Source organism: Flavobacterium ustbae (assembly GCF_003946915.1).
In the GTDB taxonomy this organism is placed as follows: Bacteria; Bacteroidota; Bacteroidia; order Flavobacteriales; family Flavobacteriaceae; genus Flavobacterium; species Flavobacterium ustbae.
Genome location: NZ_RPOC01000010.1, coordinates 144,558 through 157,836 on the forward strand (window position 1 = coordinate 144,558; position 13,279 = coordinate 157,836).

Below are 13,279 nucleotides of genomic sequence, written 5' to 3' on the forward strand. Positions count from 1 at the left end.
AACAAGATGAAATTATCAGAAATAAAACAGATTTTACCAACATTGGACAATGTTGAGTTTCAATTAGAAAACGGAACTTTTGTACCCGAACATTTTCATGTTACTGAAGTTGGAATCGTTACAAAACATTTTATTGATTGCGGAGGAGTTATCAGAACTGAAAAAGCTGTAAACTTTCAGCTTTGGAATGCCAATGATTTTGAACATCGATTAAAGCCTTCCAAATTATTACACATCATCAAACTATCAGAAGAGAAGCTAAATATTGAAGATTTTGAAATTGAAGTCGAATATCAAAATGAAACAATTGGCAAATATGATTTAGGATTTAACGGAAAAACATTTATCCTAAAAAATAAAACAACTGCCTGTTTAGCACAAGATTCTTGCGGCATTCCAGCAGAAAAGCAAAAGATCAATTTAATTCAATTAAATAATGATAGCGCTTCTTGCTGTACTCCAAATTCGGGATGCTGTTAACAAATGAAAGAGAAAATATATAAACACAAAAAAACAATTATAATAACCATTTCTGTTATTTTACTACAGCTAATTTTCGGTTTTGAACCAAAATTCTGCATTATAAATATCATTTGGCTATTCGTTTAATTATGAAAAAGAAAATATTAATCCTTTGTACCGGAAATAGTTGTAGAAGTCAAATTGCGGAAGGCTATATGAGATTTTTTGCAGAAAATAAAGCTGATATTTATAGCGCTGGAGTCGAAACGCACGGGGTAAATCCAAAAGCAATTTCGATAATGAAAGAAGATAGAATTGACATTTCAAATCATACTTCTAACAATATTGAGGAATATGCCAATATTAATTTTGATTTCGTAATTACTGTTTGTGATAATGCTAAAGAGCGATGTCCATTTTTCCCAACAAAAGCAGTTAAATTTCATTACAACTTTCCTGATCCCGCAAAGGCAACAGGAACAGATGTTGAAATAACAGAACAATTTAGAACCGTTAGAGAATTGATAAAAACGTATTGCAAAAACTTTGTTTCAGAACATTTAATATAAACAACGACCTACTAGCTTCAGAGAAATCTGGAGCTTTTTGTGTTTAGATTAGGCCGCCTTTTTTGCAGTTCGCTTTTTCTTTTCTAATAATTTAAGATGATTTTCGGCACAAAGAATTTTCTCGGTCGTGCCGTTTTTTTGCACTTCAATAAGATAATGAAAATCTCTTTCTTTTGAAGTTGATTTTATTATAAGTCCCCTTTTAAAATCCATTTTCCTTTCGATAATGGTACCCTTATAAGATCTCCCACTCAATGCAGTGTAGGAAACATCTTGTCCTTTTACAAATTTCATTGTTTTAGCCGTTTTTCTTAATATCTGCTAATACTCCTAAAATCTGAAAAACTAATGTTAAGGGGGGAAAACTAGTTTTTCGATTGGGCGAATGTAAAAAGTTTTGACAATTTACAACCCCGTATTTATACCTGTTTTTCAGGGTTTTAAATTTAATTAAAATTTTAATACGAAAATGACTTCTTAAAAAAAATTGATACAATTTAGAACAGCCCTTTTCGCACCTTTTTTAGCCTGAATTCTTAGTTTTGAAAGATTGAATTTTCATTTCCAAAACAATTTAAAAGAGAGCAAAATGGTACAGGACAGAGTAATGGAGAAATTGGCAATTCTAGCAGATGCTGCCAAATATGATGTTTCTTGCTCATCGGGGCAAAGCACACGCAAAAACAAAAACAAAGGATTGGGCGATACCGGAAGCGGTATTTGCCACGCTTTTACAGAAGACGGTCGCTGCGTTTCTCTGCTGAAAATTCTGCTTACCAATCATTGCATTTTTGACTGCGCCTACTGTGTTAGCCGAAAAAGCAATGACATCAAACGTGCTGCGTTTACCGTACAAGAGGTTGTTGATTTAACGATTGGTTTTTACCGAAGAAATTATATTGAAGGCTTATTTCTGAGTTCTGGTATTTTTGATAATCCAGATTTTACTATGGAACGTTTGGTGAGAATTGTCAAAAAACTGCGATTAGAAGAAAATTTTAATGGCTATATTCATTTAAAAGCGATTCCGGGAGCTAGCCAAGAATTACTAAGAGAGGCTGGATTATATGCCGATCGTTTGAGCGTAAATGTAGAAATGCCAACAGAACAAAGTCTGAAACTTTTGGCTCCAGATAAAAATCATGCCGATGTGATTAAACCAATGGAATATCTTAAAAATGAAATCGTTGGTTATCAAGAGGAGAAAAAAGCCAATTACAAAACTCCGCTTTTTGCTCCCGCGGGACAAAGCACTCAAATGGTAATTGGCGCAACCAAAGAAAACGACATGGAAATTCTTGGAATGGCCAATTATTTTTACGAACAAATGAAAATGCGTCGCGTGTATTATTCTGGCTATGTGCCGATAAGCCATGATAACAGACTTCCTGCGATTGGAACTCCTGTTCCAATGATTCGCGAAAATCGTTTGTACCAGGCCGATTGGTTAATTCGGTATTACGGATTTAATGTCAACGAAATTGTCGGTTTTGACCAGCCTAATCTTGATCTCGATATTGACCCAAAATTAGGATGGGCTTTACGAAATTTACATCAGTTTCCCGTTGATATTAATACGGCAGATTTAGAACTAATTCAGCGCATTCCTGGAATTGGTTTTCTGAGCGCTAAAAAAATCGTTGCAGCCAGAAACTTCAAAAGATTACAGCCTGATGATTTAAAGAAATTAGGAATTGCTTACAGCCGTTCCAAATACTTTTTGGCATTTTCGTCGCCTTTTTATATGCAGAAAGATTTAACTTCTATTCAAATAAAAAGTCAGATTCTCAATATGCAAAACAGCAAATACAAGAATGATTTTTCGAACCAGCTTTCTTTATTTTAATTAAAATGACACAAATAATTTACGACGGAAGTTACGAAGGCTGGCTTAGCGCCGTTTTTGAAAGCTACGAATACAAACTCAAAGATGTTGTTTTTGCAAAAAAAGAAAATTCGAACAGGCTACTTTTTTCAAATACGCATTTTGTTATTACAGACAATAATAAAGCAAATAGGGTTTTGAATGGCCTCGAACAGCGTCTTTCTAAAAATGGTTTCAGCAGTATTTATTTGGCGTTTTTATCAGAATTGGATCAGATTGAAGAAATGCTATTTCGTTTTGTACAATATGCTTTTTCAAGTCCGATCAATATCGAAGGAGATTTAAGCCGAAGCGAAGTCTTAAATGTAAAAAAAGCGGCGCATTTAACGGGAAAAGAAAGCCATAGAATGAAAGCTTTTGTTCGTTTTAAACTCACAAAAGACGATTTGTATTATGCCATCGTAGAACCTGATTGTGATGTTTTGCCACTTATAGAACAGCATTTTAAAAATCGTTACGCCGACCAGCGCTGGCTGATTTATGACTCTAAACGCCGATACGGAATTTATTATGACCTTGAAGATGTTACTACAGTCGAAATGCAGTTTGAGTCTAATCCCTCTTCTAGCTTTCTAGCCGAAATAAATGATGAAAATGAAGAATTTTTCCAGAATTTGTGGCGTAACTATTTTAGCAGTGTCAATATTGAATCGAGAAAAAACACCAAGCTTCATATCAAACACATGCCAAAACGATACTGGAAAAACCTGACTGAAAAAATTCCGAACCTCAACAAAAGATAATATTAATTCAGAAGTAAAATTAAATTTAACGCATAGAAACATAGACTATTGTCTTGAAAAAAGGAGATAAAAGAAACTAGTTTTAACACATATATGAACTATGTGTATTTAAATTAGTGAACGCCTTCTTTTAAAATTTTCAAAAACTATGTTTCTATATGTTAAAAAATTACACAAAACTTTACTTACTTTTCTTAAGCGCATCCAGCAATTCTACCAAATCAACAACGGCATAAGTTGAGCAATAATCGGATACGGCATAAGGTAGAATTAAACTGCTATTGTGAATAATGGCACCACAAGAATACACCACATTAGGCACATAACCTTCACGCTCATCTTCTAGAGGAGAAAGCAGCGGTTCTGAAAGTCTTCCTATTTCTTTTGATGGATCATCAAGATCAAACAGCGAAGCACCAATACAGTAACGTCTCATAGTTCCTACGCCATGTGTAATAACAAGCCAACCCTCTTCTGTCCAAAGTGGCGATCCGCAATTTCCTATTTGGGTCAACTCCCAATTAAAACGTGGTTTTTGTAGCAAAACGGGTTTATTCCATTGCGTAACTCTGTCAGAAAACATAATGTAATTATTTACACCATCAATTCGCGCCAGCATGGCATACTTACCTTTTACTTTTCTAGGAAACAAAGCCAAATTTTTGTTTTGCGCTCCTTCTCCATGAAGTGGCATTACTCTAAAACTATAAAAATCTTCGGTAGAGATTAACTTTGGCAAAATCGTATGACCATTGTAGGCCGTATAAGTTGCCATAACTCGAACTGAATTATCGTCATCAACAAAACGCACAAAACGCGCATCTTCTATTCCACGGCTTTCAGAATCAGAGATCGGAAATATAACACGCTCTGTGATGTCAGAATCGTGTTTAAATTGCAAATCGTAAAAAGAATTAGCCAGCCACAATATTTCTTGGAGTGCTACTTTTCTTTCTTCTCGAATCAAAGGATCTTTTAAAGCTTCAATCAGCGTATTTTTCAGCACTGCAAACTCAAATTCATCAGGAAGATCCTGCATAATCTGAGCAATATATTTATCAGTTGTATGCATTTCATACAGCTTACTTAAAAATCGCTCTTTATTAAATAAGGTTTTATGTTCAATTTCTGCTTTATCAATATGATTTCCAATTTTCATAATGTGCAGATCATTGTTGCGATCCAAAATTCCTCTTCTAAAAACAATCGACGAAATATGACCTTCACCCGTCGCGCGAAAAGAAATAATAACTCGTTTTTCTCCTGCTTCCAATCCGGTTTGGTCAAAATCTTCTACAATAGAAGGATTAAAAATCGCTGCAGATTCTATCGCATATTCCATAGTACAAAAAGAACCAATCAGCATTTTTCGGTCCAAAGACAAAGCTTCATAATCAATCTGCATTCCTTCTATTATAGGTCTTATTCTCTCGCAATGTCTAAAAAATACCGCCGAAATATTTCGATGCCTTCTTGCAAATTCGCGAAGGGTCTGTTCCAAAGTCTGCAAGACTTGTTTTTCGTCGAGCATCATTATCCGAACCACCATTTGCTGGGTTCTTTCTTGCCCATTCATAAAATATCGGGCAACAACTCTTCTAGAATCTGGGGTAAATTTTATATTTTTTCGAACAACGGATACTCGCATAACTGGAAAATTTTATAATAATAACATTAGGGAATCTTTTTACTACACAACAAGTTAATAATTTTTGTTAAAGAAAAAAACTTATTTTTTTATTAAAACTTTGAATTATCCTGTAATTGTAAGGTTTTAGATACTATTTTCATCAAAAGTTTTTTTCCTAATTTAGCTTCGATATTATAATTTAGAACAATGAAGAATAAAGTTAAATTTTTGAGAGAAGAAAAAAACATGACTCAAAATGAACTTGCCGAAAAATCGGGTCTTTCATTGCGAACTATTCAGAGAATTGAAGCCGGAAATATACTGAAAGGTTTTACCCTAAAAACAATCGCCGAAGCTCTAGAAACCAATCCTGAAAACATCATTTTCAAAAAAGAAAATACTTCAATCGAAAGAGCCAAACTCATTAATCTTTCTGTTTTATCAGGACTTGTTATTCCGTTCGGAAGCCTTATTTTTCCTTTAATCTTAACGTATAAAACCGCAGATTCTTCCAATAAAGAAATAGGAAAACAAATCGTAAGCGTTCAGATTGTTTTAAGTCTTATTTTATCGCTTTTAATGATTATAAGTCTGTTTCTTCAAAGTGCAATTTCACTAAAATTCCCCTTGTTTTTAATTCCTCTTGTCGCCATTCTTTGTCTAAAATTAGTAATTGTTATTGTAAACGGAATCAGTTTAAACCAAAAACAACAATTAGCTATCAAACTGAAAACCAATTTTTTATAAATACAGTCATAAAAATGGCGTAAAACTGTCGTATTGTTTTTGCACGAAAAACGGAAAGGAAAGCCGAATCTTGCACAAAAATTAGACATGAAATTAGTTAAGAAAATCACAGCCACATTTTTAGTTATTATCGTTGTATTCCTGATTGGAGGATATTTTTATTTCCAAAAGAAATTTACTCCGCCAGAGAATTATTTGAAAGTTATGGGAATTGCTGAAAATATTGAGATGAAATGGATTTCCAGCAACGAGAATTCTCATTCCGCTTTGCTTTTACCAGTGAAATTTAAGGGAATTGATTCCATTTTTTACATGCAATTTGATTCGGGTTCGGCAATTACAGTTTTTTACAAAAACTCTTTAGAATCGATTGCTGAAAAATTCCCAAATCAGATTAAAATGAATTCAGAAAAAAATGAAATTTCAACAGCTTTCAAAATTGGCAATATGAATATTGTTTCTGAGACTTTTGAAATTCTGAATTATGGAGAAAAAGTCAATTTTGATGATCCAAATGCAGAAAACATAATCGGCACAATCGGAACCGATTTGTTAGAAAAAAGAATTACCATTTTAGATTTTAAAAACAATCAACTTTCTTTTATCGAAAAAATCAAAGAAGATAATTTTACCAATTTTGAATTCAAAAAACGTAAAATCTTAATTCCTTCAATTCTAGAAAATGAAAATCTAAAATTACTATACGATACGGGAACAAGCGGTTACGAATTGATCACAACCAAAGAAATCTGGCAGAAATATAGAACAAAAAACAGCGCCATTAAAACCGAAAAAGGAAACTCATGGGGAAATACCTTGAGTGTTTATTCCGCTTCTGCGAAAAAGAAAATACAATTTGAAAAAACAATCTTAAACCTTTCTGAAGTTACTTATATAGAAGGAACTTCAGCGCTACAAAAATTCTTAATGAAGCGATCTGGAATGCAGGGAATGATTGGCAACAAGATTTTCCTCAATCACAAATTGATTCTGGATTGCAAAAACGAAAAATTTAAATTGGAATAAAAGTAAAATTTTACAATAAAAAACGGTTTTAAGAATTGATTTTGATAATATTTTTGACGTTTTCGATAAAACTTTCGGTGTCTTTAATTTCTTGTTTTATCAATTGATGATGATCTGATAAACTATGCTGTTCGAGCATATCTTTTTTCAAATATTTAATCATCGATTCTAGACTTCGCGTATCATTTTGATCTTGCCTTTTTAATTCGCGCTGTTTTGTTTCCAGATATTTTAAAGTTTCTTTTAACTTTTGAACGTTTAATTTCCCCAACTTTTTATTTTTAAAAATGATAAAAAAACAATAGCTCGAAATGCGGTAAGATTCAATATGCTCCAAAAACTAATACCATTTGAATTTACCTCATTTCCCAGCCATTGTTATTGATACTTACGAACAAAGTGTTTTTTTGGATTTAAGAAATTATATTTTTTTCGAACAATTTTATGGAAGCAAAAACAAACAATTGTTTTTCAATATTTTAATGCTAAAAACACAAGACAGATTTTTATTTTTTTTTTGCTATGAAAATAAATCGCACAACAAAAACACAACTTTCAGAACATCAAAAGGTTACCGAAAATCAGTTAAAATTGTGAATATCTATTTCAAGATTTAACTGTTTATTTTCCTGTAAAATTTATCTTTGACGTCCTTAAAAATTTTAAAGAGATGAGCGCAGTTTGGTACGAATGCAAAGTAAAATATAGAAAAACAGATGAAACTGGTGGACAAAAAGTTTTAACCGAGCCTTATTTGGTTGACGCGCTGTCTTATACAGAAGCCGAAAAAAGAATGACCGAAGAAATGGCCGCTTACACTAGTGAAGAATTTAAAATCACAGCTATTAAAGTGGCAAATTATGCTGAAATTCATCCTTTTGAAAATGCTGATAGATGGTTTAAATCTAAAATCACTTTAATTGCTTATGATGAAGAAAGTGGCAAAGAGAGAAAAACAAGCATGTATATGCTAGTTCAGGCAAATGACGTGCGAGAAGCTTTTGACAACACACTTCATATAATGAAAAATACAATGGGCGAATATTCTATTCCGGCTATTACAGAAACAGCTATTATGGATGTTTTCCCTTATTTCAGCGGTGAAGAAGGCGAAACAGAAATGTTGGAAAGATTCAATGCGCTGAAAGCTTCTAAACCAGAAAAACCAGAGGCCGAAATTATCGATCACATGGAATTTGAAACTGCTGTAGAAGAATAATATTCTAAAACATCAAAAAAACATAAAGCTTCAGAATGTTCTGAAGCTTTTTTTATTTACCTAAAATTCATCTGTTTATCTTTAAAATAATATATTAGCTGTAGATTGCAATTCTAAACCAAAAACCAAAAAAGCATGACCAAAAAGAACCTAATTCTATTCGGATTTATACTTTTGAAATTCATTCTGCAATATGTATTAATTAGTCCTGAATATGATTTGCAGCGCGACGAATATCTGCATCTCGATCAAGCGCATCATTTGGCTTGGGGATATTTATCTGTTCCGCCGGTTACTTCTTGGTTTTCGTATATTATTTTACAGCTTGGAAATTCGGTTTTCTGGGTCAAGTTCTTCCCTGCCCTATTTGGCGCACTAACACTTTTGATTGTCTGGAAAACTATCGAACTTTTAAAGGGCAATCTTTACGCGCTTATTCTTGGAGCATTATGTGTTCTGCTTTCCTGTTTATTGCGTTTAAACATGCTTTATCAACCCAACTCTTTTGACGTTTTATGCTGGACAGCGCTTTATTATGTTTTAATACAATATCTAACTTCTGAAAATACAAAATGGCTCTATTTTGGAGCCGTAATTTTTGCCTTGGGTTTCTTGAATAAGTATAATATTGTCTTTTTATTATTCGGATTAATTCCTGCTATTTTACTTTCGAAACAGCGAAAAATCCTGATTAAAAAAGAGTTTTATTTTGCCTTGATTTTAGGTTTAATTCTAATTCTGCCAAATCTTTACTGGCAGTACAGCAATCATTTTCCGATTGTGCACCACATGAAGGAATTAGCAGCAACACAATTGGTTAATGTTGATTTAGGTGATTTTCTAAAAGATCAGATTTTGTTTTTTATCGGAAGTTTATTGGTTATTCTCGCCGGACTTTTTTCTGTTTTACGTTATAAACCTTTTCAAAAATACAGACTCTTTTTTGCCACTTTTATTTTTACACTTTTGATTTTTATTTACTTCAAAGCAAAATCATATTATGTAATTGGCTTGTACCCTATTTATATTGCGTTTGGTTCTGTTTTTCTGTCGCAAATTTTAAACGAAGGAAAAAAAAGGTATTTAAAAATAGTATTTATAGCACTTCCTTTATTGCTTTTTATTCCGATGTACAATATCGCATTTCCAAATAAAAGTCCAGAGTATCTAGTAAAAAACAAAGTGGGAGCACATCGTTGGGAAGATGGAAAAGAACATGAATTATCGCAGGATTTTGCCGATATGCTGGGCTGGAAAGAATTGGCTAGAAAAACAGATTCGCTTTATGCTTTGTTGCCGAATCAGAAAGAGACTATTGTGCTTTGCGATAATTACGGACAAGCTGGTGCGATTAATTTTTATTCGAAAAAAGGAATCAAAGCCGTTTCTTTCAATGCCGATTATCTGAATTGGTTTGATCTTAGCATTCCATACAAAAACTTAATCCGCGTTAAGGAATTTGACGAAAACAATGAAGAACTCAAAGAAACAAGTCCGTATTTTGAATCGGCAGTAATTGGGGGACAAATCAGCAATCAATATGCTAGAGAATACAGAACGACAATTTTCGTTTTCACGAATGCCAAAATCGATATCAACAAGAGATTGGAACAGGAAATAAACGAAGAAAAAAGTAACATTAAAAATGATTAATTTCAAAAACCTATCGTATTTACAAACTGGAACAGCAAAACAGATAGCGGCGTTTAGTGTTTTAACCAATCATAAAGTTTTGGAAAACCTTGCCGATTTTGACCCTATTCTGGTTGGCACAATTCCGATTAATATTGATATTGAAGATAGCGATTTGGATATTGTCTGCTATTGGGAAAACAAACTTGATTTTATAGAAAAGACAAAAAAATTGTTCGGAAAAGAAAACCGTTTTACGATTCGCGAAGAACTTATCAATAACCAAGAATCTATTATCGCCAATTTCTTTATCGACACTTTTGAAATTGAAATCTTCGGACAAAATATTCCGACTGAACTTCAAAATGGCTATAGACATATGGTTATAGAACACCAAATTTTGAGTTCAAGAGGCGAAAACTTCCGATTACAGATCATTAGTCTAAAAGAAAAAGGCCTAAAAACTGAACCCGCGTTTGGTCTTCTATTAGGCTTAAATGGAAATGTTTACGAAGAATTATTGGATTATAAAATTTAAGAAAAAACATCACTTTTAGAATTTTTAAAAAATAAAATTCCAAAATAACTTGCAAAACCGTATTTAGTGTGTATCTTTGCACCCGAAACATCGCGGGATAGAGCAGTAGGCAGCTCGTCGGGCTCATAACCCGAAGGTCACAGGTTCGAGTCCTGTTCCCGCTACAAGTAAAAGCTTCAGAGAAATCTGGAGCTTTTTTATTTTATAAATTCTCACTTTCAAACTCCTCAATAACTTATTTATTATTTCATTTGATTTTAGCGGTGGGGCTTTTGTTTTTCATAGGCAGTCAAAACGCTTTCCATTATATTGTAAAATCCTTTCCTATCAAAGTCCTTTGGTTTTCTTTTAAGTTCGTCATAATCGCTTATGCCTTCCAAAATTTTGGATTTTAGTAGTTGATATTGCTGCTGTCTGTCAAGATTTTTTATTTGTGAATAGTCAAAATGTTTAACTACAAGATAATTTTTGTATTTTGTGCCATACCTTTTATAGTTCTCTGTTTCTTTCAAAAACGCAGCCAAACTGCCATTGTAATCATATAGCTCAAATCCAAAGTCAAAATCTGTAACAGATTCACCGAATGTCTTGCCAGCGATATGATTATTAATAAAATCCTGAATATCGTTTAAGTCAAAATGGATTTTGTCCTTATCAACTTCAGCAGTTTCCGTCCGTACGAAATGAAAGCGAGTAGTTTCAAAATATTTGATAATCGTTTTGTCAGTTTCTATTTGCTCGATTAGTAAGGAATGTTTTGCTAAATAATTCAAAAAGTCATCATGCAACTTTTCTGCATTATAACCCTTTGGTAAGGGTACTTTTGCCGCTAAATATTTGGTGAGAAGCAAAGCTGCATTGAGAAGAAGTTTTACTTTTAGATCATCGTCTGCATTATCAAAAATCAGCTTGTCAATATGAGTTGAGAGACGAGCAGTCTCAGTATGAACATTATCTGTATGCCGTCCAAAGTTTACTGTCGGTTCTACATAAATATCAAACCAAAAAAGTCCGATACCCTTTCCGTAATCTTTGTCGGCAATGAAGTCAAGGAATATTTTTGACGCCCTTTGCTCAAATTTTTCAAATTCCTTTTCAAAAATGTGTTGATTGACAAAAAACCAACATCTGTATTTTTCCTTTTGTTTCATTCGTGAATTATTGCACTAACGTTTGGTTTTCAATGTCCTCACTAACATACGTATAAAGAATATTTTAAGACAATGAAATTCGAGCAGATGTGTGTGCAAAATTTAGTGTATTATTTATTTCCAAATATATATTTTTTTAAAACAAATTCTCAAAAGAACTTTTTATTTAAGTGACTATAGATATAAAGTAAAAAATTAAGATGCACTTTCTAAAATATCGTAATAATCCAATATAATCTGGTTAGATAATTCAATGCTTCCCGCTACACAGACAAAAAGCTTCAGAGAAATCTGGAGCTTTTTTTTGTTTTTAATTACTTTTCTCTCTTTGCGGGCACAGATTACAAATCTGCGCTATCGTTGTGTTCGGAGTGATCGGCGTTCCTATTCATCACTGTGAAAAGATCATAGATTTCACAATCCCATTATTAGGAAAAACATTCAACAATTAAAAGTCCTTTTGATAATTATAAGTTTATTATTATATATTTGACAATAAACCCTAACGTTTATTAGACATATCTATCAATTTTGGGGTAATAAGCATTCGGTTATCAGTAGTATATACTAGTTATGTGATATTTTATATGAACAAAAATGTAATAATAGAAAATGGTCAAAATATAATTGACATTTCTTTTGATGGTCTCGTTATATGTCTAAAGATTTTAAAACCAATCATTGCAGACTGGAACGATAATGAAGGAACTGTTGGTCATTATTTTATTTTGAACGCAGAATATGATAGAAAAAAACTTATTTCTGAATTTAATGAAGTTTTAATTAATGGAAGTGAAGAAGAATTGGAATCTAAAATACTTACCTTTTTAAAACTATTAAAATCAGGTGAATACGAAATTAGTTCGTTTAGTAAATTGTTAAAATTTGCAGATATACATTCCGAATATGGAGATAATGAAAATTCAAATATTTATGGTTATCATTTTTTAAATTATAATCAAAATTTCAATTATATGTTTACTCAACCTTATTCACTAATTTCAAATGAAAGAGTGACCTTTTACAAGAATTTAATTAAATCAGGTGGTAAACCAAAGGTCTTAACAATTGCAAATAATAATTCTGATAATAATGTAGAATTTATTTTAGATGGTCATCATAAAATCTTAGCTTATTTATACTTAGGCATGCCTTGTGAATTTATTACAATCACAAAAATTAGTCCTGAAGATGAATATACAAAGATCAATCTCTTTAATGAATATGCATATCTGTTAGATAATACACTCAAAAATAACATAATTGAAAATAATCCGATTTTGAGAACAGACAAAAGTACTGATTCTCAAAAATACAATATGGAATTTGATAGATACTTAAAAACATTTCAAAAATACATTTCTGGAGATGTTTACAAATTAATATTTAAATCAATTAATTCACTTAACAATGAAGAAAAAAAATGGGGATTGAATAAATTAAGAATTATTGAAAAAAGAGATTTTTCAAATGAAAAATTAATACTGTGGAATATAATTAACGAACACCTTTCTCTTTCCTATCGTGAAATAAAATCTAAAGAAGAGTTTAATTATTTTATTTTGGAAACTTTTGGAAGATCATTAGATGATATTGAGAAAAACATCAAATAACAGTTACTACAACGGATTTAGTTGTAAAATATCCCTTTAAGATGCGAATGCAAAAATCTCATAA

General features: G+C 32.1%; 14 protein-coding genes and 1 tRNA gene. 11 read left to right on the forward strand and 4 right to left on the reverse strand.

The annotated features are described in order from the left end of the window. Positions 1-6: 6 nt before the first annotated feature. Positions 7-480, forward strand: coding sequence for a DUF6428 family protein (locus EG814_RS14040; protein WP_125722530.1), 474 nt, complete (start codon positions 7-9; stop codon positions 478-480). 131 nt (positions 481-611) lie between these two features. Beyond that, positions 612-1,031 carry an arsenate reductase ArsC gene (locus tag EG814_RS14045; protein ID WP_125722531.1) on the forward strand — a complete coding sequence of 140 codons (420 nt, stop codon included), beginning with the start codon at positions 612-614 and terminating at the stop codon, positions 1,029-1,031. A 48-nt stretch (positions 1,032-1,079) separates the two neighbouring features. Here the strand turns inward: EG814_RS14045 and EG814_RS14050 are convergent, their stop codons facing one another. After that, the gene (locus tag EG814_RS14050; protein ID WP_125722532.1) at positions 1,080-1,325 is read right to left on the reverse strand and encodes a hypothetical protein; all 246 of its coding nucleotides are present in this window, start codon (positions 1,323-1,325) and stop codon (positions 1,080-1,082) included. A 295-nt stretch (positions 1,326-1,620) separates the two neighbouring features. Here EG814_RS14050 and EG814_RS14055 point away from each other — a divergent pair, with 295 nt between their 5' ends. Both EG814_RS14055 and EG814_RS14060 read left to right on the forward strand, forming a co-directional pair. Continuing rightward, entirely contained in the window at positions 1,621-2,877 is a 1,257-nt protein-coding gene (locus EG814_RS14055) for a putative DNA modification/repair radical SAM protein (protein WP_125722533.1), read from the forward strand. A gap of 5 nt (positions 2,878-2,882) precedes the next feature. After that, on the forward strand, positions 2,883-3,659 hold the full coding sequence (locus tag EG814_RS14060; protein WP_125722534.1) for a TIGR03915 family putative DNA repair protein: 777 nt from the start codon (positions 2,883-2,885) through the stop codon (positions 3,657-3,659). A 181-nt stretch (positions 3,660-3,840) separates the two neighbouring features. Here EG814_RS14060 and EG814_RS14065 read toward each other — a convergent pair whose 3' ends face one another. After that, positions 3,841-5,307: a glycoside hydrolase family 130 protein gene (locus EG814_RS14065; protein ID WP_125722535.1), complete on the reverse strand. Its 1,467-nt coding sequence runs from the start codon at positions 5,305-5,307 to the stop codon at positions 3,841-3,843. A 189-nt stretch (positions 5,308-5,496) separates the two neighbouring features. On the opposite strand from EG814_RS14065, the gene EG814_RS14070 reads away from it, so the two are divergent. Together EG814_RS14070 and EG814_RS14075 are read left to right on the forward strand one after the other, a co-directional pair. Beyond that, positions 5,497-6,036 (forward strand): helix-turn-helix domain-containing protein, encoded by a 540-nt coding sequence (locus EG814_RS14070; RefSeq protein WP_125722536.1) that lies wholly within the window; start codon positions 5,497-5,499, stop codon positions 6,034-6,036. An 87-nt stretch (positions 6,037-6,123) separates the two neighbouring features. Further along, complete coding sequence (locus EG814_RS14075; protein WP_125722537.1) at positions 6,124-7,062, forward strand: hypothetical protein; 939 nt, start codon at positions 6,124-6,126, stop codon at positions 7,060-7,062. Between the two features lie 28 nt (positions 7,063-7,090). On the opposite strand, the gene EG814_RS14080 is transcribed toward EG814_RS14075, so the two are convergent. After that, positions 7,091-7,333, reverse strand: coding sequence for a hypothetical protein (locus tag EG814_RS14080; RefSeq protein ID WP_125722538.1), 243 nt, complete (start codon positions 7,331-7,333; stop codon positions 7,091-7,093). Positions 7,334-7,732: 399 nt separating this feature from the next. Between EG814_RS14080 and EG814_RS14085 the strand changes: the two genes are divergently transcribed. The 4 genes from EG814_RS14085 to EG814_RS14100 all read left to right on the forward strand — a co-directional run bounded on the left by EG814_RS14085 (position 7,733) and on the right by EG814_RS14100 (position 10,615). Next, the gene (locus EG814_RS14085) at positions 7,733-8,281 is read left to right on the forward strand and encodes a DUF4494 domain-containing protein (RefSeq protein WP_125722539.1); all 549 of its coding nucleotides are present in this window, start codon (positions 7,733-7,735) and stop codon (positions 8,279-8,281) included. A gap of 135 nt (positions 8,282-8,416) precedes the next feature. Next, complete coding sequence (locus EG814_RS14090; RefSeq protein ID WP_125722540.1) at positions 8,417-9,934, forward strand: glycosyltransferase family 39 protein; 1,518 nt, start codon at positions 8,417-8,419, stop codon at positions 9,932-9,934. Beyond that, entirely contained in the window at positions 9,927-10,451 is a 525-nt protein-coding gene (locus EG814_RS14095; RefSeq protein ID WP_125722541.1) for a DUF4269 domain-containing protein, read from the forward strand. The genes EG814_RS14090 and EG814_RS14095 overlap by 8 nt, the downstream gene beginning before the upstream one ends. A gap of 91 nt (positions 10,452-10,542) precedes the next feature. Further along, positions 10,543-10,615 (forward strand) — tRNA-Met (locus EG814_RS14100). A 93-nt stretch (positions 10,616-10,708) separates the two neighbouring features. Here EG814_RS14100 and EG814_RS14105 read toward each other — a convergent pair. Beyond that, positions 10,709-11,602, reverse strand: a complete 894-nt coding sequence (locus tag EG814_RS14105; RefSeq protein WP_125722542.1) for a hypothetical protein — start codon at positions 11,600-11,602, stop codon at positions 10,709-10,711. 587 nt (positions 11,603-12,189) lie between these two features. On the opposite strand from EG814_RS14105, the gene EG814_RS14110 reads away from it, so the two are divergent. Then, on the forward strand, positions 12,190-13,215 hold the full coding sequence (locus tag EG814_RS14110; RefSeq protein ID WP_125722543.1) for a hypothetical protein: 1,026 nt from the start codon (positions 12,190-12,192) through the stop codon (positions 13,213-13,215). Positions 13,216-13,279 lie beyond the last annotated feature (64 nt).